General features: G+C 36.6%; 16 protein-coding genes. 12 read left to right on the forward strand and 4 right to left on the reverse strand.

The features are described from left to right. Positions 1 to 222 precede the first annotated feature (222 nt). From RHP76_RS01580 to RHP76_RS01595, 4 genes are all read left to right on the forward strand, one after another. Complete coding sequence (locus RHP76_RS01580) at positions 223 to 2,052, forward strand: cytochrome-c peroxidase (RefSeq protein WP_311229316.1); 1,830 nt, start codon at positions 223 to 225, stop codon at positions 2,050 to 2,052. A gap of 398 nt (positions 2,053 to 2,450) precedes the next feature. Then, a complete protein-coding gene (locus RHP76_RS01585) occupies positions 2,451 to 6,509 on the forward strand; it encodes a LamG-like jellyroll fold domain-containing protein (protein ID WP_311229317.1) in 4,059 nt (1,352 codons plus the stop codon). A 275-nt stretch (positions 6,510 to 6,784) separates the two neighbouring features. Beyond that, the gene (locus RHP76_RS01590; RefSeq protein ID WP_311229318.1) at positions 6,785 to 8,938 is read left to right on the forward strand and encodes an alkaline phosphatase PhoX; all 2,154 of its coding nucleotides are present in this window, start codon (positions 6,785 to 6,787) and stop codon (positions 8,936 to 8,938) included. A gap of 57 nt (positions 8,939 to 8,995) precedes the next feature. Next, complete coding sequence (locus RHP76_RS01595) at positions 8,996 to 9,895, forward strand: leucine-rich repeat domain-containing protein (RefSeq protein WP_120230872.1); 900 nt, start codon at positions 8,996 to 8,998, stop codon at positions 9,893 to 9,895. Positions 9,896 to 9,897: 2 nt separating this feature from the next. Here RHP76_RS01595 and RHP76_RS01600 read toward each other — a convergent pair whose 3' ends face one another. Then, on the reverse strand, positions 9,898 to 10,221 hold the full coding sequence (locus RHP76_RS01600; protein ID WP_101237871.1) for a translation initiation factor: 324 nt from the start codon (positions 10,219 to 10,221) through the stop codon (positions 9,898 to 9,900). A gap of 193 nt (positions 10,222 to 10,414) precedes the next feature. Here RHP76_RS01600 and gpmI point away from each other — a divergent pair, with 193 nt between their 5' ends. The 5 genes from gpmI (at position 10,415) to RHP76_RS01625 (ending at position 15,276) form a co-directional block, all read left to right on the forward strand. Beyond that, a complete protein-coding gene (gpmI, locus tag RHP76_RS01605) occupies positions 10,415 to 11,956 on the forward strand; it encodes a 2,3-bisphosphoglycerate-independent phosphoglycerate mutase (RefSeq protein WP_311229319.1) in 1,542 nt (513 codons plus the stop codon). A 150-nt stretch (positions 11,957 to 12,106) separates the two neighbouring features. Next, positions 12,107 to 13,084: an acyl-ACP desaturase gene (locus RHP76_RS01610; protein ID WP_047431293.1), complete on the forward strand. Its 978-nt coding sequence runs from the start codon at positions 12,107 to 12,109 to the stop codon at positions 13,082 to 13,084. Between the two features lie 97 nt (positions 13,085 to 13,181). Then, complete coding sequence (locus RHP76_RS01615) at positions 13,182 to 13,613, forward strand: BT0820 family HAD-type phosphatase (RefSeq protein ID WP_062670258.1); 432 nt, start codon at positions 13,182 to 13,184, stop codon at positions 13,611 to 13,613. An 86-nt stretch (positions 13,614 to 13,699) separates the two neighbouring features. Then, positions 13,700 to 14,509: a type I methionyl aminopeptidase gene (gene map, locus RHP76_RS01620; protein ID WP_062670256.1), complete on the forward strand. Its 810-nt coding sequence runs from the start codon at positions 13,700 to 13,702 to the stop codon at positions 14,507 to 14,509. Next, positions 14,509 to 15,276: a class I SAM-dependent methyltransferase gene (locus RHP76_RS01625; protein WP_120230875.1), complete on the forward strand. Its 768-nt coding sequence runs from the start codon at positions 14,509 to 14,511 to the stop codon at positions 15,274 to 15,276. The genes map and RHP76_RS01625 overlap by 1 nt, the downstream gene beginning before the upstream one ends. A gap of 58 nt (positions 15,277 to 15,334) precedes the next feature. Here the strand turns inward: RHP76_RS01625 and RHP76_RS01630 are convergent, their stop codons facing one another. The 3 genes from RHP76_RS01630 to RHP76_RS01640 all read right to left on the reverse strand — a co-directional run bounded on the left by RHP76_RS01630 (position 15,335) and on the right by RHP76_RS01640 (position 17,305). Continuing rightward, positions 15,335 to 16,045 carry a T9SS type A sorting domain-containing protein gene (locus RHP76_RS01630; protein ID WP_120230876.1) on the reverse strand — a complete coding sequence of 237 codons (711 nt, stop codon included), beginning with the start codon at positions 16,043 to 16,045 and terminating at the stop codon, positions 15,335 to 15,337. Positions 16,046 to 16,186: 141 nt separating this feature from the next. After that, positions 16,187 to 16,519 carry a DMT family transporter gene (locus RHP76_RS01635; protein WP_034696733.1) on the reverse strand — a complete coding sequence of 111 codons (333 nt, stop codon included), beginning with the start codon at positions 16,517 to 16,519 and terminating at the stop codon, positions 16,187 to 16,189. A gap of 222 nt (positions 16,520 to 16,741) precedes the next feature. Further along, complete coding sequence (locus RHP76_RS01640) at positions 16,742 to 17,305, reverse strand: Crp/Fnr family transcriptional regulator (protein ID WP_288442551.1); 564 nt, start codon at positions 17,303 to 17,305, stop codon at positions 16,742 to 16,744. Positions 17,306 to 17,656: 351 nt separating this feature from the next. Here RHP76_RS01640 and era point away from each other — a divergent pair, with 351 nt between their 5' ends. The 3 genes from era (at position 17,657) to RHP76_RS01655 (ending at position 21,756) form a co-directional block, all read left to right on the forward strand. Next, entirely contained in the window at positions 17,657 to 18,532 is an 876-nt protein-coding gene (gene era, locus RHP76_RS01645) for a GTPase Era (protein WP_062670247.1), read from the forward strand. A gap of 68 nt (positions 18,533 to 18,600) precedes the next feature. After that, positions 18,601 to 19,029: a DoxX family protein gene (locus RHP76_RS01650; RefSeq protein ID WP_120230878.1), complete on the forward strand. Its 429-nt coding sequence runs from the start codon at positions 18,601 to 18,603 to the stop codon at positions 19,027 to 19,029. A 324-nt stretch (positions 19,030 to 19,353) separates the two neighbouring features. After that, positions 19,354 to 21,756 carry an alpha/beta hydrolase family protein gene (locus RHP76_RS01655; protein WP_311229320.1) on the forward strand — a complete coding sequence of 801 codons (2,403 nt, stop codon included), beginning with the start codon at positions 19,354 to 19,356 and terminating at the stop codon, positions 21,754 to 21,756. Positions 21,757 to 21,775: the final 19 nt, after the last annotated feature.

The raw sequence follows: 21,775 nt of genomic DNA on the forward strand, positions 1-21,775 counted from the left end.
ATTTAGTTTTTTTGATGTGTTGAATTTAATTTAAAAAATCCTCTCCCAATAATCTCCCGCCATTATTTTCCGGTATTTCGAAGAACCGTTCTCTTTAGAATAATGAATTTGATTTCGGGGTTTAAAATTAGTGAAAAATATTGTACCGGAAATATAAACATTATTTAATCTGTTATTAAAACTGAGATAACATCAGATGAATACTTTTGCCGCTAAAAATTCATGAGATCTTATCCACTGCTTGTAATCGTCCTTCTGATAGGATTTGCAGTAATGTCTTTTAATCCTGTTTATAAAGGAAAAGAAAGCGAAAATACATTTGTCAATAAAGGGTTGTCCGACTTTAAAACCAATCTTGAACAGCTGAAATCAGATGTTGATAAGTTCTCTGAAGACCGTATTTCCCTGGAAGAGCTGCAAAAATCACTAAGCAGAACAAGAAATTCATTCAAAGAAATTGAATTCTATATCGCTTATCATTATCCTGAATTTACCAAAACCCATCTTAATGCAGCACCTTTGTTTCATATCGAAGCTGCAGGAACTTCAGCCTATACACTTCCTCCCGAAGGATTGCAGGTACTGGATGAACTGATATTTTCCGACGAAGCAATACATGAAAAAGAAAAGATCAAAACCATCACTACCTTTTTGTATAACAGCTATTCCGGGTTTTATTTAAGTGCTTTAAAAAATGGGTTGAGCAAAGGAAATAACAAAACACTGCCTTTGCGAATAGAGTTGATCAGGATCTATTCACTGGGTGTTTCAGGTTTTGATACACCGGGATCTTTGAATATTTCTGAAGAAACCAGACATGCTTTTGCAGGAATACAGCAGTACATCAATGATGATCCTTATTTTAAAAACTATAATACTCAGAAAGCTAATCTGATATTAACAGAAGCTATTGGCTATCTTTCAAAAAATACCGACTTTAAAACTTTTGATCGTATTGAATTTTATAAAAAAGACGTTCAGCCTTTGTATGAAGAGCTGGGAAAATGGGACGGAAGACCTGATGATCTTAAAGAGTTTTCCGGATGGAATGTGGGAAACAAAAACTTTTTCAGCAGTGATTTTTTGGATCCTTATTTTTATACTTTATTAAAATCTTCAGAAGATAGTCCGGAACTCCGTAACCTTGGAAAATCCATTTTCTACGATCAGAATTTAAGTGGTAACGGAAAAATGAGCTGTGCGACTTGCCATCTTCAGGAAAATGCTTTTACAGATCTGAAGGCAAAATCACAAAGTAATGTGGAAGGGAAAACGGTTTTGAGGAATTCCCCATCTTTATATAATGCTGTTTTTGCCAAGAGGTTTTTCTATGATCTTCGTGCTTTCTATCTTGAACAGCAGGCAGAGCACGTTATTTATAATGAGCAGGAATTTAATACCAGCTATGAAAGCATTATCCAGAAATTAAAAACAAAACCTGAGTATAAAAAAGCATTCAGAAATGCCTTCAAGGACGGGAAAATCAGTAAAGAAAATTTTTCAAAAGCATTAAGTTCTTATGTGGCTTCATTGTACTCATTTGACAGCGATTTTGACCGTTTTATGAGGAATGAAAAAGAGGTTTCCAATGATGTGAAAAAAGGATTCAACCTCTTTATGGGAAAAGCCAATTGTGCAACCTGCCATTTTACCCCCACCTTTTCAGGATTGGTACCTCCATTTTTTAATGAAAATGAATCTGAAGTCTTGGGAATAACAACCAGACCGATCAAACAGCTTCCGGTAGAGATTGATAAGGATTTGGGACGAGGAAACAGCCCTGTGAAAAAGGAAAAATCATGGATTTATGATTATTCATTCAAAACAGTAACGGTGAGAAATATTGCCCTTACCAAACCTTATTTCCATAACGGAGCTTTCAATACCTTGGAAGAAGTCCTGGATTTTTATAACGAAGGTGGAGGAGAAGGTTTAGGATTAAAAATGAAAAACCAGACGCTGGCATCCGATAAACTGAACCTCACCGAAACAGAAATAAAGCAGATCATCGCCTTTCTGAATGCTCTTACGGATGTGAGTAAATCAAAATAGACGGTTTTCTTGGTAGTAATTCGGAGTGGGAGTTGCAAGGTATGGTTTTGCTTTGAACCATTAACCTATTGGGCAAAGGCAAGTATTCAGGGCAATAAAAAAATGGTCTTACATCACATATCCGTACTCTTAAAGCCAGAGTATTTGTTCATTTTCCTTACCACGATCAAAAATTTTTTTCTTTAATTGTTTTGTTTTACATAAAATGTTTTCAGGCTTTTCAGTACATTAAATCTATTGAAGTTTGTGTAGGTGTATGATAAACACTGAATCACTATAATTTTATTAAATTAATTAAAAATGTAAAATATTAGTAAAATATTCGCATGTTGTTTAAGTATTATTGGTATTGTTTAAATTTACTTCATTGATAATGATTTAATAATTAAATAATAATAATGATGAAAATAAAGCGACTTCTTTTACCTACTTTGCTGATCTCAGCAATTTATCATGCTCAAACTCTTCCGGCAGCAAGAAATGAAACTGAGGAGGATGAAGACATCGAATACGAATTAAGGCACAAGTCCCAACCCTGGTTTTCTGAAATGAAGGACAATGTCGATTACTTCAAAGTAAAAGCCAGTTTCGACAAGTATTTTGGCAGTCACAGGTGGGAAAAAAGCAAGCCAAGAAGTATTGGCGAAGACCGGTTAAGAACAAAGTTGTTTTATCTGGATAATCAGGGGAAAGTTACCCCTGAACCTTTATTGTTCAATCAACCTAAAGTAAAAAATGTAGCCTTATTATCTACACAAACACAAGTTGGTGACTGGACAATAATAGGACCGGTAAATAGTGCAAGTACAAATTATTCCAATAAATATAATCATGGAGGGTATGTGTTTTTAACCAGGATAGATCCTACCAATGCTCAAAAGATGTTTGTATCCTTCGTAACCGGAGGGCTATGGCGTACTATAGATGGAGGAACGTCCTGGAATCTGGTAGACAACGGTTTTCCTGATTCTAAGTATAATGACATTGACGTATGTATTGCCAACCCGCAAACAGTGTATGCATTAAGCAATACCCAGCTCATTAAATCTATAGATGGTGGACTTAACTGGACTGCCACCACGATGACTTCCGCAAACTATTCCGGAAAAGCTTATGATATTGCAGTTTCTCCTTCAAATGCTAATATTGCTGTTGTTCACTGGGGAACCTCATTGTACAGAACGAGTGATGGCGGAAATACCTGGAGTGCCGTTCAAACCGGTCTTTCTGCAGATTATCAGATTGGAGATTCTTCAACGCAGAGTGAATCTTTGGAATGGGATCCGAATGATGGGAATTCGGTTTATTTTGCCAGCTCATCAAACAATAATATTTTTAAGGTTTATAAGTCAACTAATCAGGGAGCTAGCTTTACCCAATTAAATTCTACTACCTTGGATACTACTGCCAATGGGCAAATTGTTGGCTGGGTTAAAGTCTTTTTACCCACAAATAATACTTCTTCGTTCTATGTAGCGGCAGGGAGTGGTGCTAACGCTTATGGGCATCAGGCGGTTAACCTTTATAAATTTAATAAAGCTACCGGAGCCGTTGAAAATTCAAGAATCAATATGGTTCCTGGTTCCGGAGGAATTAACAGTCTGCATCATGGCGACATACAAATGGACCGTAATGATGAAAATAAGATTGTATATGGAACTTATGGAGTGGGTCAAATCAGGATTTCCACAGATAATGGAGTAACCTTTACTACTCCTGCGTCATACACCCATTCTGATATCAGATCCATGGATTTCGTGAACGGAAAATTTGTAACAGGAAGTGATGGGGAAATGGCAGCATCCGGCAATTTGGGAGTCACAATGACTACTTTAACCAATAGTATTGGTAATCATGAGCTTTGGGGTTTCGGAAGTGCTTTCAAAACCAATCTGGTTGCATCGGGGAATAATCACGGCCCGGTAATGATTAAGGAAAGTGCCAATGGTTTTGATTGGTATAACGGAACAGGGGCAGATCAGGGGAATACAGACGTTAATCCCTTGGATGACCGGTATATTTACAGCCAGGGATATAGTAATTACCGGTATTTCAGGACCGGCGTGAATACACTGATTAATGAACCTAATTTCCTGGATTTAGGAGGAATTTATGCTTATTTTAATTCCATAGAATTCCATCCCAATAAATACTATACCATGATTACCCATCATGCAGGTCAATATCCGACAGGTAATCCGAATTTGGCAACATGGAAAAATTCTCTTATTAAAACCGAAGACAACGGAAATAGTATATCTATTGTAAAAACCTTTGGCAATCAGGTATTCAGAGAAAAGATTTCTGCTAAAAATCCCAATGTAATGATTGTTGTTGAAGGTTTAACCAATAATAAACTTTGGAAAACGACAGATGCCGGCGTTACATGGACTGATATTACCCCTAATACGACGGTAACTTCCGGGCAAACCAATATATCGGATATTGCCATAGGAGATGATGATCCTAACAAAATATGGATAACTTACAGCGGCGTTCAGTCAGTATGCAAAGTATTAAAGTCAGGTGACGGAGGAGCAACCTGGACTAATCTCAGTTCTTCTGTACTCACGACTTCTCCGATTACGAAAATTATTTTCCAGAGAGGATCAAACGGCGGTGTGTATGTAGGCAATAAAGCAGGAATATTTTACAGAAATAATGTGATGCAGAATTGGGTAATGCTGGGTAATGGCTTGCCCATGTGTGATGTACGTTTTATGTTCATCAATTACAATGAAAATAAATTAAAAATAGGAACATCCAGAGGTGCATTTGAGCATGCATTATATGAGATAAGTCCTCCCAGTGCTTTAATATCAGTTGGAAATAATAAAATTGGCTGTCCGGTTGCAGAAAAAGTCCAGTTTAAAGATTATTCCGTTGTACGTAATGCCAGTGCTACATGGCAATGGAGCTTTCCGGGAGGAACACCTTCTACTTCCACATTAGAAAACCCATTGGTTTCTTATGCGGGAGCCGCGAACGGAACCTATCCCGTAACTTTAACGGTGACAGATCAATATGGAACAAGCACGCAGACACTCAATAATTTTATTGAAATCAATAATCAGTGTGGAACAAGCCAGCCTGACAAAGTTCCTGGAAACAGTATAAAACTTACAGGTCAAACCACAGGTGATTATATTAAAATAGATAACGCTAACCTTAATAAAAATTCTTTTACATTCTCTTGCTGGATAAAACCCAACGGTATCCAGACCGATTACAGTGGTGTTTTTATGTCTCAGGATGGCAGCAATCCATTTGGAATGAATTTCAGAGAAGGCAACAACACAATCGGCTTTCACCCGGGCTGGAGCTGGTCATCCGGTTTGCAGGCTCCTGTAGGGCAATGGTCACACATCGCATTGGTAAGCAACGGAACGAATGTAAAAATATATGTTAACGGAAAAGAAAGTATAAATAATACAGCATTACCGTCTGAAGTTTTCAACCTCTTGTTTTTAGGAAGCTATGGAAGAGGATATACGAACAGATTTACCCAATTGGAAATGGATGAAGTTGCAATCTGGAACAGACCATTATCTATTGATGAAATCAGACAATGGAGACATTTGACAAAAAGTATTGCCGGAGATCCTATTTTAAATGGATTGGTGTATTATCTTCAGTTCAATGAATCGACCGGGAATATTACGGTTAATAAAAACAACTCAGGAACTTTTGCATCCTATCAGGGAACAGGATATACAAGATTAACTTCAAATGCCCCGGTTTTTGAAGGAGTAAGTGAAAAAATGAATGTTACGTCTTCTGGTGTGAAAGACTTTACAACTGCCGGAGTTGCTATGGAGTTTAATTCAGGTACTTATCCGAATGGAGATGTATGGATATCAAGAGGTACAATTAATCCTGACCAATTACCAAATACGGATACTAATTTTGAGTTCTATACGATTATAAACAATTATGGGACAAATCTTACATTTTCACCGCTTACATCGTTATCATTTTATAAAAATGCAGGATTTGGCAATTATCTGAATCCATCTTCTTACAGTCTCTTCAAAAGAGGGAGTAATGACTTTGGAAGCACCTGGGGAACAAGCGTCGATAATGCAGATCAGGTTTCCGGTACAGGTCTTAATACAAGGGTTACTTTTAACACAAATTTAAATGTAAATTCTTTCAGTCAGTTTTTCCTTACCAATTCATCTTCTGCATTATCCAGAGTTAATTCCGAGGTTGCGAAAAATCAGTTGCCAAGAATTGTTCCCAACCCGTCTGCTCAGGGCACTCCAATCTCAGTCCGCGTGCCAAAATCTTGGGTGGGCTCACAATTAATTATTTATGATATGTCCGGTAAAAAAGTAGCAGAAATATTCAGTTTAAAATCTGAAGAAAACATTATACTGAACCTTCCAAAAGGAGCATATATCGCATCCTACATATCTAAAACCAATACATCTCAGGAAAAATTCATCATTAAATAAATTTAAAAAACAATATTTGATTTATAAGGTATGTCAGTTGACATACCTTATTTTTTGATTGTCCTGTTTCTAAAATTTTATAACCTTAATAAGGATTTCAGATACTTGTGTTCCGAAAAGAAGGTTGGAACCTTATGCTTTTGTAACAAAAAATTAATCCACTTAACATTAGGTTTTTGATAAGTTAATATTCGACGATTTATATTTAAAATCCTATTAACAGAGAAAAAGCTCTAAAAAAATAGTTTTGCAAGGTCTAATAAATCAAATAAAAAATGAAGAAAAAACTACTAGCAGTGGGAGCTTTGGCTATACTGGCCAGTTCTGGTCTTCAGGCGCAGACCTTGATATTCAATAAGAATGCGTCATGGAGCTATAAAGATAACAACCAGGCGCAGCCAGCCGGTTGGAATGCCCAAACCTATGATATTTCAACATGGGCAGTAGGAAACGGCCCGTTAGGATATGGAGATCCTGTAACTACCACAATCAATTCAGGGCTTACTACAGCCTATTTTGCTAAAGATTTTACGGTAGATCTTTCAACGCTTTCCGATACTATGGAGTTTGGTGTGATGAGAGACGATGGTATTATTGTATACCTTAACGGAGAAGAAGTTGTAAGAGATAATATGCCTGCAGGTGCTGTTACATTCAATACTTTCTCCAGTACTACTATTGATGGGGCAGCAGAGAGTGTTTATAACATTTTTTCAATTCCAAAATCAAAATTTGTAAACGGTGTTAACAGATTTTCTATTGAATTACATAACAGAAGTACAACCAGTTCAGACTTAAGAATTGATGCTTATCTGAAAACGACTACCAATACAACTATTCCTGTAGCTTGTAACGGAACGCATATCAGCTGTTTTACTTCAATTGTTCCTACAGCACAAACCAATAAGTTAATTATTCCGGCTGAACACAAATACCAGCTTATTTTAAAAGAAGGAGACAGCTATACCGAAGGCGGAGGATTGGTAGGAGGTCAGAATGACTTTACCGGTTATGTCCCAAAAACAGGAAGCAGTACGAACGGATATCTTTCTGTCAACCATGAAACGAATCCCGGAGGAGTTACCATGGCAGAAATCAACTATAACGCGACTTCAAAACTTTGGCAGCTGACAAAATCAAGAGCGGTAAGTTTCTCAGATCCAAGTTTGGTACAGACGATCAGGAACTGTTCCGGAGGAATTACGCCGTGGGGAACTATAGTCACTGCAGAAGAATCTGTAACTTCCAATGATGTGAACAATGACGGTTATAAAGATTATGGCTGGTTGGTAGAGATTGATCCTGCTACTGCTCAGGTTATATCTAAAAACCCTAACGGGACAAAAGGTAAGCTTTGGCAGATGGGAATCATGAACCACGAGAATGTGGTGATCAATAATGCGGGAACTATAGCGTATTATGGAGAAGACGGTGGAACTCACTTGGTGTACAAATATGTAATGGATACTCCTAATGATTTCTCTTCTGGAAACCTTTATGTATTAAAACTGGATCAGGGATTAACGGCTGCAGGAGATCCGGTAGGAACTACAGCGACATGGATTCAGGTTCCGAATAAAGAAAAAGTAGATCAGAATAATACCAATACCAACGCCCTGTCATTAGGTGGAACAAAATTCAACGGGGTAGAAGATGTTGATATCAGCCCGCTGGATGGTAAAATCTATTTTACAGCCAAAGGATTAGACAGAGTATACCGTTTACAGGATAACGGAACTACGGCTTCTCAGGTAGAAACATTTGTAGGTGGAAGTTCTTCTGTATATTCTTTCAATACAGCTCAGGGAATGAAATCTGAAGCCTGGGGAGACGGAAATGACAACCTTACTTTCGATGAACTTGGAAACCTTTGGGTACTTCAGGATGGTGGTAAAAACTATATCTGGGTCATTGCTCCGGATCATACACAGGCCAATCCGAAAGTAAGACTATTTGCTTTTATGCCGGCTGGTTCGGAACCTACAGGATTGACATTTACACCTGATCATAAATTTGGTTTCTTCTCTATTCAACACCCGGATTCAACAATTTCTACAGATGTAGATGCTACAGGAAATACAATTGATTACAGAGGGAAATCAGCAACAATTGTTATTGCCCTTAAAAATAATCTTGGAACTGAAGGAACTTTAGGAACTATTGATACTAAAATTGAAGAGAATACAGTAACGGTAGCACCGAACCCAACTTCAGGAGTGGTAAAAATCAATTCAGCAAAAGGATTGAAAGATATTTCTGTAACAGCTTACAGCATGGACGGGAAAATCGTTTACACGAAGAAATTCAACGGAACCAATAAAGTATTGGATCTTGATTTCACACAACAGTTAGAAGGATCACGAGTTTTAGTTTTAAATATTGAAGCTGAAGGAGGATTCCAGAAAACAGTTAAACTTGTAAAGAAATAAATTATTTATAATTCTTGTCTGTCGGCAGCTTTGGTTGCTGGCAGACCTTTTATTTTTATGAAAAAGCTTTTCTTATTGATTTCCATCATCTCACTTTCTCAGATCAAAGCACAGATTGATCCGGTGAAATATCCTACATTTACCAATATTGAAGATGCTTTAAAAAGTAAAAAAGCGGTTTACAGTATAAGTTTCAGAGAAAAAGGTCTTTTCAATATTCCTCCTCAGATTGTAAAACTGGATTCATTATTCTTTTTGAATATCATGGCGAATAAGCTTGAGAAAATGGATCAGGAACTTTTTGCTTTAAAAGAACTGGAAATTTTAAATGTGAATGAAAACAGCATTAAATTTATTCCTGATGAGGTAAGCAATCTGAAGAAACTGACTACTTTTTCTATGAATCTGAACAGCTTGACAAGCATTAATCCTAATCTTGCAAAGCTTCAGAACTTAAAAGTGGTACATTTTGATGCTAATAATCTAAATACATTTCCCGAAGCCCTTATGGAAATTCCCGCGTTGGAAGAAATCAACCTTCAGGGAAACCAGATAAGCTTTATTGCAGACAAACTGGATCAGATCAAAAATCTGAGATTCCTGAACCTTTCAGATAACCAGATCAATGATCTTGGAAATCTGTCTTTTCCGGAAAATTTAAAATATCTTGAACTGCAGCAGAATGCTATTATCAGGCTTCCGGAAAACCTTTTTAAAGCAAAGAAGCTTGAATTTCTGAATGTAAGCGGAAATCATATCACAGAAATATCGCCCAAAGTAAAAGGGCTGAAAAATATCGTCAGCATGAATCTGGCCAATAATGATCTGAAAGACATTCCTGTAGAAATCAAACAGCTTAAAAATCTGAAAACATTGATCCTTACAGGAAATCCTATAGAAAAATCTAAAATTGAAAACTTAAAAACCTTACTGCCGGAAACCCAGATCTATTTCTAGAACTATCCGCCAACACGTTTGGTTTTATATCCCATTTCTTTAAGGATATTCATTATTTTATCACGGTTATCTCCTTGAATGATAATCGTTCCATCCTTCTCAGAGCCGCCTATACCCAAGGTGGTTTTTATTTTCTTTGAGATTTTTTTCAGGTCTTCCTCGCTGCCTTCCCAGCCTTCAACAATCGTTACAGGCTTACCGTTTCTTCCTTTTTTCTCAAATTTGCATACCAGTGGCTCTTTCTGCTTGAATTTTTCTTCAGGCATCTCAAAATCCTGCTCTTCATGATCAGGAAAAAGATTCTTCAATTGATCTCGTAAATCCATACCGCAAAATTAAAAAGATTTACGGATTAATGAAGGGTAATAATTAACGAGATTTCAATTTTTCTAACCATGTCCAAGTTTTAAACCTTGACACGGTTAGGAGACTGATCATTAGCAATCCATAAAATTCAAGACTTCAAATTCTTCTATTCATAGGAAATTAGGTAAATTTGTCTAACAAAAGTTTTACAAAATGTCGAAAAAAGCAATACTGGCCATTCTTGACGGATGGGGATTGGGAACAAACCCAAACGTTTCTGCAATAGATAAAGCAAATACACCATTCATAGACAGCTGTTACCAGAAATTTCCACATACAACGCTTGAAGCGAGTGGGCTGGCGGTAGGCTTACCAGCCGGACAGATGGGAAATTCTGAAGTAGGACACATGAACCTGGGAGCCGGAAGAGTAGTATACCAAAACCTGGTGAAGCTGAACATGGCCGTTGAAAACGGAACACTGGGCCAGGAAAAAGTGATTCAGGACGCCTTTGAATACGCCAAAAAAGAAAATAAAAAAGTACATTTCATCGGACTGGTTTCCAATGGAGGAGTACACTCACATATCAATCACTTAAAAGGATTACTGACCGCTGCAAAAGAGTTCGGTTTAAATGAGAATGTTTTTGTTCACGCATTTACCGATGGCAGAGACTGTGATCCGCATTCCGGATTAGGGTTTATCGATGAACTTCAGAAACATATGGAAGCAACTACCGGAAAGCTGGCAACAGTGGTAGGAAGATACTATGCCATGGACAGAGATAAAAGATGGGAGCGTGTAAAATTAGCTTACGGTGCCCTTGTGGAAGGAATAGGAGAACAGACAACGGATGCTTTGGCAACAATCAAGATGTATTATGATAATAATGTAACCGATGAGTTCCTGAAGCCTATTATTTTAATGAATACCACTGCTACAGGAAATGTAGTGCCGGTAGCAAGAATCATTGAAGATGATGTGGTGATCTGCTTCAATTTCCGTACAGACAGAGGACGAGAGATTACAGAAGTTCTTTCCCAGAAAGATTTCCCGGAATTTGGAATGAAGAAGCTGAACCTGTATTATATCACATTGACAAACTATGATAAAACATTCCAGAATGTGCAGGTTGTTTTTGATGAAAATGTTCTGACGGAAACCATGGGTGAAATTCTTGAGAAAAATGGAAAAACCCAGATCAGAATTGCAGAAACAGAAAAATATCCTCACGTTACTTTCTTCTTCTCAGGAGGAAGGGAAGAGGAATTTAAAGGGGAGAGAAGACTGCTTTGCCCAAGCCCGAAAGATGTTCCTACCTACGATCTGAAACCGGAAATGTCGGCATATGATATCACCAATGCTATCGTGCCGGAACTGGAGCAGGGAACTGCTGATTTTGTCTGCTTAAATTTCGCCAATACAGATATGGTAGGCCATACAGGTGTTTTTGAAGCAGCAGTGAAGGCAGCAGAAGTGGTAGATCAATGTATAGAAAAAGTGGCTAAAGCAGCCTATGAAAACGGATATGCTGTTTTTATTCTTGCCGATCACGGAAATTCAGATGTAATGATCAATCCGGACGGAACTCCAAATACTCAGCACTCTACAAACCTGGTTCCTTTTATCGTGATGGATAAAGACCATACATGGAACCTGAAGCCTGGAAAACTGGGCGATGTAGCCCCTACAATCCTTAAAGTAATGGGTGTTGAAATACCAGATGCAATGACTGGAGAAGTTTTGGTTAATTAATATTCAATAATATTGTTAAAAAAATGCCGTTATGCTTTAGTAGCGGTGTTTTTTTTATGATTTATGTCAGATAAAGTATGCAAGTCATACTTTATTATGCGTTAAATAATAAATAAATCATATCTTTGTAAATTAAAACTGAATAGTAAAATGTATCAAAAGCTTGTTAGGAAAGAAGTAATGGGATTATTGGAAAAGGAAGTAGGTTCTTTTCTTGATAAATTTTTAACGCCAATTGAAAAAATATGGCAGCCTTCCGATTATTTACCAGATCCTTCAAGTGAAGAATTTAAACACGATTTAGAAGAAATTCAGACTTTTGCCCGTGAAATGCCTTATGATCTTTTTGTAACATTGATTGGGGACTGTATCACAGAAGAAGCTCTTCCTTCCTATGAGTCTTGGTTAATGGGAGTTGATGGAATCAATCAGGAAGAAAAATTAGGCTGGGCCAATTGGGTAAGAGCATGGACTGCTGAAGAAAACAGACACGGAGATTTATTAAACAAATATCTTTATCTGTGTGGAAGAGTAAACATGAGAGAAGTGGAAATTACCACTCAATACCTGATTAATGATGGCTTCGATTTAGGAACCAGCATGGATCCATACAGAAACTTTATTTATACAAGCTTCCAGGAAACAGCTACCAATATTTCTCACAGAAGAGTTGGTACATTGGCTAAACAATCAGGAAACGGAAAATTAGCAAAAATGTGTGGTGTAATTGCTGCAGACGAAGCAAGGCACGCTAAAGCATACAAACATTTCGTAGCAAAAATCCTTGAAGTAGACCCTTCAGAAATGATTCTGGCATTTGAAGATATGATGCGTAAGAAAATTGTAATGCCTGCTCACTTAATGAGACAGTCCGGACAAAAAGCTGGTGAACTTTGGGGACATTTCTCAGATGCTGCACAAAGATGTATGGTCTACACAGGTCAGGATTATATCAATATTATGAAAGACCTTTTAGATGAATGGAAAATTGAGCATGTAAAAGGACTTACAGAAAAGGCAGAAAAAGCTCAGGAATACCTGATGAAACTTCCTGCAAGGCTACAGAAGATTACAGACAGAGTTTCTACTCCTGATCTTCAGTTCCAGTTTAGCTGGGTAAAAAGCTAATTAGATCTATTATTATTTAAAATATAAAAGTATTGAGTGCCTTTCTTTTTGGCACTCTTTTTATTTCTTATCTTTGCAAAGCTAAAAAAAGAACAAAATGTTAAATAATAAAAAGATTGCTGTTGACTTTGACGGGACTATTGTTGACGATGCTTACCCGGCAATTGGAAAACCGAAAACTTTTGCATTCGAAACTTTGAAAAGACTTCAGTCTGAAGGATTCAGATTGATACTTTGGACATACAGACACGGAAAAACATTAGATGAAGCGGTAGAATTCTGTAAAAAAAACGGAATAGAATTTTATGCTGTGAACTCAAGCTTTGAAGGAGAAGTTTTTGATCCTGAAAATCAGTCCAGAAAATTAGATGCAGATTGGTTTATCGATGACAGAAATTTAGGTGGATTTCCGGGATGGGGTGAGATCTACAATATTATTCAGGAAAGAATAGAATTCCGCGTTGAAGGAAAAGAAGTTCTTGCCTATTCAAAACTTAAAAAAGAAAAGAAAAAAGGACTTTTTTGGTAGAATAAAACAATTTAAATTTAACAGTGTACCAATTTACCAATCCATATTGTTACACTGATCTATTAATACATTGGTAAATTAATACAATGATTCAATTAAAAACAATAGACGAATTACGTCTGATGAAGGAGAGTGCCCGACTGGTTTCTAAAACATTGGGAATGTTGGCAAAAGAAATTAAACCGGGGATTACTACCTTATATTTAGATAAACTGGCTCATGATTTTATTAAAGATCATGGTGCTGAACCCGCATTCTTAGGCTACGGAGGATTTCCAAACTCTTTATGTATCTCTCCGAATGAGCAGGTTGTTCACGGTTTCCCAAACAATGATGTAGTAAAAGAAGGAGATGTTCTTTCTGTAGATTGTGGCGTTATTTTGAATGGTTTCGTAGGAGATCATGCTTATACTTTTGAAATCGGGGAAGTGAAACCTGAGGTTAAAAAATTATTGCAGGTTACCAAGGAATCTTTATACAAAGGAATTGAGCAGGTTGTCAGAGGAAAAAGAATAGGAGATATCTCCCATGCCATCCAGACACATTGTGAAAAGGAAGGGTATGGAGTAGTAAGAGAGCTTGTAGGACACGGATTGGGAAGAAAAATGCACGAAGATCCGCAAGTTCCTAACTATGGAAGACAAGGAAGCGGAAAAGTAATTAAAGACGGTTTAGCCATTGCAATCGAGCCGATGGTTAATATGGGAACTGAAAAAGTAAAATTCCATAATGACGGTTGGACAGTAACTACTTTAGATAATTTGCCTTCTGCTCACTTCGAGCATGATGTAGCTGTGATCAATGGTAAGCCGGTATTGCTTTCTACATTTGATTATGTATACGAAGCTTTAGGGATTGTAAGTGATGAAGAAAAGCAGTTCCAACTGGATTTTTAATGAAAAAGGTAACTAAGCTTTTACTGAATAAAATTCCACGCCCTATGCTTATTAAAATGAGCATCTGGGCTAGACCGCTTATTTATCAGTTTTTCAAAGGAGATCAGTTCTTTGATCCTATTGATGGAAGATCTTATAGAAAATTCCTTCCGTATGGATATGGAAAACAAAGAGAAAACGCTCTTTCCCCCGGAACGTTAAGTTTGGAAAGACATCGCCAGATGTGGCTGTATCTTCAGAATGAAACCGATTTTTTCATTAAGAATTATAAAGTCCTCCATATTGCGCCCGAACAGGAATTTTTAAGGAAATTCAAGAGAATGAGCAACCTGAATTATATCTCTGCAGACCTTTATTCTCCTATTGTAGATGTGAAGGCTGATATTCTGGATTTACCTTTTGAAAATGACAGTTTTGATATCATTTTCTGTAACCACGTTCTGGAACATATTGAAGACGATGCAAAAGCAATGAGCGAGCTATACAGGGTAATGAAACCCGGCGGGTGGGGAATTCTTCAGGTTCCGATGAAAAATTCATTAGAGAAAACCTATGAAGACTTCACGATTAAAGATCCAAAAGAACGTCAGAAACATTTCGGACAGTACGATCATGTTCGTTGGTACGGAATGGATTATTTTGACCGTTTAAGAAAGGCAGGCTTCGAAGTAGAACAGAACTTCTATTCACAGACATTCTCTGAAGAAGAAATAAAAAAATTCGGATTAAGACATAATGAAATCTTACCTGTAGTTTATAAGAAATAAAATAAAAACCGTTTCAGCCAGTGAAACGGTTTTTTTATTTACATGAAACGTTCTGTTTTTATTCTTTGACAAAAGGGTAGGACTTATAATTTTCTATCGTTACAATATATTGCCCTTTCTGTAAATTGCTTGTATCAACTGATGTTTTGTTGCTGTTGGTTGTAGTCTCAAATACCAGTTTTCCTGACAAATCGTAGATCTTAAGAGGAAGGTTTTTCTCAATATTTTCGAGATGCAAAACTTCTTTTACAGGATTTGGATATGCTTTAAACGTTTTCGTTACTGCAGCAGTCTCTTTAGTGCTCAATTGGTCAGTATTGTTATAGTAAATTTTGTTTCCTGAAGGATCTGTAATCACCAAAGTTTTTACAATTCCGTTGGTTGTTATTTGGTAACTGTAAATTGATGCATATGCTCCTAAACCATAAATATCACAGTTTTTCTGATCATAAGCACGAACAGGTGCTGCATTTCCGCCATTATAAAATAAAAGAGTACATGCACTTGATGTTTTGATCAGATTGTTGCTTCCGGGCATAATCCCAAAGCCCATCATAGAGGTGTTATAATATCTAGAATTGATAACATAGCTCGTTCCTCCCGCGGAATTAAATGTAGTTGCGGGAACTCCATTATCTATTAAAGGTGTATTGGTAGTCTGGCCACTGCTTGTTACCATTTTGGAAATATACCAGTTATTAGAAATTAATTCAGAGGTTTGCTGGGCAGTTAGTAAGCCACCTGCTAAAAGGAATAGAATTTTTTTCATAGGTTAAAAGTTTCCGATAAAGATATAAAAGAATTTCTTTTTCTTGTCAAATAAATTAAAACCTGAAAATGATTAAAAAAAACCGCCTTCAATACGAAAACGGTTCCCACTTTTAAATATAGATAGAAATTTATGCGCTTTTTAATGTGATGAGGATACAGCCTTTAATCCTACCACAGAACCTATAAGTGTTACAATAAAAAATACTCTCCAGAAACTTACAGGATCCTTAAAGAATATGATTCCCATTAAGGCAGTTCCTACTGCTCCAATTCCCGTCCATACCGCATAAGCAGTACCGATAGGCAAGGTTTGAGTAGCCTTGATGAGTAAAAGCATACTGATTGTCATTGTTACCAGGAAACCCGCGTACCACAGGTACATTTCAGTTCCTGATGTTTCTTTTGCCTTTCCCAGACATGATGCGAAGGCAACTTCAAATAATCCTGCGATAACTAATATTAACCAATTCATTTTTTAAAATTTTACTACTGCAAATTTCAGAATTTGACAGGAGAAAAAATTTTACAATTGTTAAAAAATGAAATTAAAGAAAGATGGGGAGCTGGAAGAATGAAGATGTAAATGAAAGAGTTGTCATATCAATAGGAGCGGACTTTAGTCCGCTTATAATATAAAAGATCATTCCGTTGGCTTTAGCCCAAACATAAATTAAGGATCAAAGAATTTTTTAATCTACTTGATTTCGGCCCGTATTCTACTCAAACTTACCTGAGTAATCCCAAGATACGACGCAATATACCCCAGCTGAACCCTTTTTAACAGTTCAGGTTGATACGCCATAATATCTTTATAACGTTCCAGAGAAGTTTTGAACTGTCTGGAAATAATCAGTTCTTCAGACCTTATCATTTCTGCTTCTGCCAGCTTTCGTCCCCAGTTGGCAATATGGATATCTTCATTGAACAGTTTTCTTAGGTTTTCTGTTTCCATTCTGTACAGATCACAGTCTTCCAGAAGTTCAATACTTTCATAGCCGGGTTTGTCCTCCACATAGCTTTTCATAGAGAGAATACATTGTCCCTCGCTTCCGAACCAGAAAGTAATATCATTGTCAGCTGTTGAAGAATAAGCACGTGCGATCCCCTTTCTTATAAAATAAAGATAAGGAATCACTTTATCAGCTTCCATCAGACAAAAGCCTTTAGGATGGGAAACTTCGGTGATATACTCTTTTAAACTGTTTTTTGAGGTCTCAGGAAGGAGGTAAACCTTATCAAGAATCTGGTCTATATTCATAAAGATGAATTCTAATAGTCAAAAATATCAGTTTTAAGTAATGCAATACAAAATTATCAGATATTTTTTATCAGAAATATTGCAATACGTATAATCAAAAATTTTTCTGATTTCAATTTATTTATTGTCAATACTACAAAGGAAAAGAGCAAAATTTTCCTCCATTGGAGAGGTGTCAAAAATTCAAAGAATTTTTGATGGCTTGGTTAGCCCAGCAATTGTGATCCAGAGTAAATTTCCTTTTCTCACACTGTATTTAGGCATATAACTCTCTTTTTTCTTTTAATTGTTAAGATTAACGGTAAAGACCAATTTTGTTTTACTAACTTTGCAGTTCGTAATATTATTTTTATGCACAAAGCTGGATTTGTAAATATAGTTGGAAAGCCCAATGCGGGAAAATCGACCTTGCTTAACCAATTGATGGGAGAGAAGTTGGCGATTGTAACGCAGAAAGCTCAGACAACCCGCCACAGAATTTTTGGTATTTATAATGAAGATGATCTTCAGATTGTATTTTCTGATACTCCGGGAGTATTGGATCCAAAATACGGACTGCAGGAGAAAATGATGGATTTTGTAAAGGACTCTTTGCAGGATGCTGACGTTTTCCTGTTTATTGTAGATGTTACCGATAAAGCAGAACCATCAGAATTTTTAATTGATAAACTGAATAAAATTCCTGTTCCTGTACTTCTTCTCTTAAATAAGGTAGATCAGACGGACCAGGCAGGTCTTGAAAAATTGGTAGAAGATTGGCATGCAAGAATTCCAAAGGCTGAGATTTTACCTATCTCTGCATTGAATGCCTTCAATACAGAAGTTATTTTACCTAAAATAAAATCTTTGCTTCCTGAGAATCCGCCTTACTATGATAAAGACCAGTACACAGATAAACCTGAAAGGTTCTTTGTTAATGAGGCTATTCGTGAGAAAATCCTTTTGAACTACGATAAAGAAATTCCATACTCTGTAGAGGTAGTGACTGAACAGTTCAAAGAGAAAGAAGGAATTATCTTTATAGACTCTATTATTTATGTAGAAAGAGATACTCAAAAAGGAATTATAATCGGGCATAAAGGAGAAGCGATTAAAAAAGTTGGAACTGAAGCCAGATTGGACCTTGAGAAGTTTTTCACCAAAAAAATTCATTTAAACCTTTTTGTAAAGGTGAAAAAAGACTGGAGAAAGAACGACAGGGATCTTAAAAATTTCGGTTACAGATAGACTAAAATAGCCTGTAATCCCGTTGTATTAAAAGATTTTTTACTACCTTAGTATAAATTTTTTAGTACATGAACTATAATAATTCAAATTTCAGCTCAATACCTAAAGATATTATTTTACTGGCAGTAAGAGTGTTTGTTGGTTTTGCCATGCTTTCTCATGGTTTTCCAAAGCTTCAGATGCTATTGACTGGTGGTAAAATCGAATTTTTTGATTTTATGGGATTGGGACCACAGGTGTCATTGATTCTTACGGTTTTTGCTGAATTTGTATGTTCAATACTCCTGATATTAGGGCTTTTTACAAGAGTTGCTCTGGGATTTTTAATCTTTACAATGATCATTGCAGGTTTTGTGGTACATGGAGCAGATCCATTCGAAAAAAGAGAAATGAGCCTTATTTATCTTTCTGTTTATCTTTTGCTTATGGTAATTGGAGCTGGAAAAGTTTCAGTAGATCATATGATTGAAAGAAGAAAAAGAGCTTCAGACTGGTAATCTTACAACCATACAAAATAAGGAAGGCACTTCAGAAAATGAAGTGCCTTTTCTGTTATTAATAATTACAGTTAGGTAAGCATTCCCAGATCAGGGCTCCGTTTTCATCTCTTACTCTGCAAGCCATAAAGCCTGCATCACATAGTGGAGTATTTCCTCCCTTAATCAATTTTAAATTTCCTTTTGATAATTTTTTCTAATTTTTCATATTATTTTAATTTGTAAGATAAATGTAAAAAAAATAAATATGACACTAAAAGGAGTCTTATTTTAAATGTTAAAATTCTTTTAAAATTCACTACATTCGTAGAAAATGAATTTATAATGAAGATAAAACTGACTATTTGCCTCTTGGCATTTCTCAATTTTTATGATGCACAGGAAAATATTAGCTATCAGAAACCCTCTGCCGAGATTTTAAAACTTGCAGATTATGAAAGACCTCCGAGTGTTCTGATGAACAGCAAAAAGGACTGGGTAGTGTTTACGTATCGCCCTACATATAAAACATTGGAAGACCTCAGTCAGAATGAAATGAAGCTTGGCGGACTTAGAATCAATCCTGTTACCAATATTTCAAGCAGCATGATCTACTCCAATAATCTGAAGATCAGAAAGCTCAATGATAAAAATGAAATTCAGGTAAAAAATTTACCTTCCCATTCAAAAATTGCCTACGTTTCGTTTTCACCGGATGAAAAGAAGCTGGCTTTTACCAATACAACCGCTAAAGGAGTAGAACTTTGGATAGTGGATATGGAAACAGCATCTGCCAAAAAGATTACAGCAGATAATCTGAATGCTAATTTAGGAATGCCTTATATATGGTATAATGACTCTCAAAGCTTCCTGATCAGAACGCTTCCACAAAACAGAGCTGCTCTTTTAAATGCAGACGAAGATCTTCCGACAGGCCCGATTGTTTCAACAGCGGATGGTAAGGTTTCCCAGAACAGGACTTATCAGGATCTTTTGAAGAACCCTCAGGACGAAAAAAACTTTGAGACCCTTACTGCTTCTGAAATTTATAATGTAGATCTTACAGGAAATCTTAAGAAACTGAAAGATCAGGATATGTATACCGGCTTAAGTTTTTCTCCGGACGGAAACTATCTGCTGGCTACTATTATTAAAAAACCATTCTCTTATATTGTGCCACTGAGCAGATTTCCATCAACAACGGTGGTGTATGATATGAAAGGAAATACTGTAAAAACAGTAAATGACGTTCCTTTGAATGAAATCATGCCAAAAGGATTTTCATCCGTAAGAACCGGAAAAAGAGAAATGGCATGGAGAAGCGACACTCCGGCTACTCTTACCTATGCGGAAGCTCTGGATGGAGGAGATCAGTTTAAAACAGCAGAGTACAGAGACGAGATATTTACCTGGGAAGCTCCGTTTACAGCGGCTCCGAAATCTTTCTTCAAAACAAAGCAGAGATATAAGGACGTGGTGTGGACTAATGATCATTATGCTATTGTTTCTGAAGGCTGGTATGATACAAGAAATACAAAATCTTACCTGTTGGATCTTAACAGTGGAGAATCAAAAGTTTTCGATGACAGAAATTACCAGGATGTTTACAGCGATCCCGGACATTTTAATACAACGAAAAACCAATACGGAAGATCTGTAGTCGATATGAAAGGTGGAAAAGCCTATCTTATCGGAGATGGATTTACCAAAGATGGACAGCATCCGTTTATCGACGAAATGGATATTAAATCTTTGAAAAAGAAAAGACTTTATACCTCTAATCTTAAAAACGCTAAAGAAGGGATTGTAGATATTTTAAATCCTTCAAAAGGAGAAATTCTGACCACTCAGCAGTCACCAAGCCAATATCCGAATTATTTTAAAAAGAATATTAAATCTAATAAAGCAGAAGCCGTAACCAATTTTGCAAATCCTTTTGAAAGTATCAAAGACGTTTACAAAGAAGTGATTACTTACAAGAGAAATGATGGTGTTACCCTGACAGGGACCCTTTATTTACCTGCAAACTATGATAGAAAGACAAAGAAAGAAAAATTACCTTTATTAATCTGGGCTTACCCTAGAGAATATAAAGATAAGGATACTGCAGGACAGAGTACTCAAAATGATAATGACTTTACATTCCCAACGTATGGCTCTTTTGTATATTGGACAGCTAAAGGGTATGCTGTTTTAGATAATGCTGCTTTCCCAATTGTTGGGGAAGGGAAAACAGAACCTAATGATACCTTTATTCCTCAGTTGGTAGCCAATGCTGCTGCTGCCATTGATGCAGTAGATCATTTAGGATATATCGACAGAAAGAAAGTGGCTGTAGGAGGACATTCTTACGGTGCATTTATGACGGCAAACCTTCTGACCCATTCTAACCTTTTTGCCTGTGGAATTGCAAGAAGTGGTGCCTATAACAGGACTTTGACACCATTCGGGTTCCAGAGTGAGCAGAGAAACTATTGGGATGTTCCGGAAATCTACAACACGATGTCTCCGTTTATGCATGCGGACAAAATGAAGACCCCACTTCTTCTGATTCACGGAGATGCAGATAATAATCCGGGTACATTTACATTGCAGACGGAAAGATACTTCCAGGCACTGAAAAATTTAGGTGCTCCAGTGAAAATGGTTCTTCTTCCAAAAGAAGCCCACAGTTACCAAGCGAAAGAAAATATCTTACACGTTTTATGGGAACAGGATCAGTTCCTTGAAAAGTGCTTGAAGAAATAAATAAAGAAAGAGACTGTTT

This window comes from Chryseobacterium sp. SG20098, assembly GCF_031844745.1.
Classification (GTDB): Bacteria; Bacteroidota; Bacteroidia; order Flavobacteriales; family Weeksellaceae; genus Chryseobacterium; species Chryseobacterium cucumeris.

What these genes read in the sequence shown, in the direction of transcription:
- RHP76_RS01580 (WP_311229316.1), top strand. Translation starts at nt 223, where the DNA reads ATGAGATCTTATCCACTGCTTGTAATCGTCCTTCTGATAGGATTTGCA.
- RHP76_RS01585 (WP_311229317.1), top strand. Translation starts at nt 2,451, where the DNA reads ATGATGAAAATAAAGCGACTTCTTTTACCTACTTTGCTGATCTCAGCA.
- RHP76_RS01590 (WP_311229318.1), top strand. Translation starts at nt 6,785, where the DNA reads ATGAAGAAAAAACTACTAGCAGTGGGAGCTTTGGCTATACTGGCCAGT.
- RHP76_RS01595 (WP_120230872.1), top strand. Translation starts at nt 8,996, where the DNA reads ATGAAAAAGCTTTTCTTATTGATTTCCATCATCTCACTTTCTCAGATC.
- RHP76_RS01600 (WP_101237871.1), bottom strand. Translation starts at nt 10,221, where the DNA reads ATGGATTTACGAGATCAATTGAAGAATCTTTTTCCTGATCATGAAGAG.
- gpmI (WP_311229319.1), top strand. Translation starts at nt 10,415, where the DNA reads ATGTCGAAAAAAGCAATACTGGCCATTCTTGACGGATGGGGATTGGGA.
- RHP76_RS01610 (WP_047431293.1), top strand. Translation starts at nt 12,107, where the DNA reads ATGTATCAAAAGCTTGTTAGGAAAGAAGTAATGGGATTATTGGAAAAG.
- RHP76_RS01615 (WP_062670258.1), top strand. Translation starts at nt 13,182, where the DNA reads ATGTTAAATAATAAAAAGATTGCTGTTGACTTTGACGGGACTATTGTT.
- map (WP_062670256.1), top strand. Translation starts at nt 13,700, where the DNA reads ATGATTCAATTAAAAACAATAGACGAATTACGTCTGATGAAGGAGAGT.
- RHP76_RS01625 (WP_120230875.1), top strand. Translation starts at nt 14,509, where the DNA reads ATGAAAAAGGTAACTAAGCTTTTACTGAATAAAATTCCACGCCCTATG.
- RHP76_RS01630 (WP_120230876.1), bottom strand. Translation starts at nt 16,045, where the DNA reads ATGAAAAAAATTCTATTCCTTTTAGCAGGTGGCTTACTAACTGCCCAG.
- RHP76_RS01635 (WP_034696733.1), bottom strand. Translation starts at nt 16,519, where the DNA reads ATGAATTGGTTAATATTAGTTATCGCAGGATTATTTGAAGTTGCCTTC.
- RHP76_RS01640 (WP_288442551.1), bottom strand. Translation starts at nt 17,305, where the DNA reads ATGAATATAGACCAGATTCTTGATAAGGTTTACCTCCTTCCTGAGACC.
- era (WP_062670247.1), top strand. Translation starts at nt 17,657, where the DNA reads ATGCACAAAGCTGGATTTGTAAATATAGTTGGAAAGCCCAATGCGGGA.
- RHP76_RS01650 (WP_120230878.1), top strand. Translation starts at nt 18,601, where the DNA reads ATGAACTATAATAATTCAAATTTCAGCTCAATACCTAAAGATATTATT.
- RHP76_RS01655 (WP_311229320.1), top strand. Translation starts at nt 19,354, where the DNA reads ATGAAGATAAAACTGACTATTTGCCTCTTGGCATTTCTCAATTTTTAT.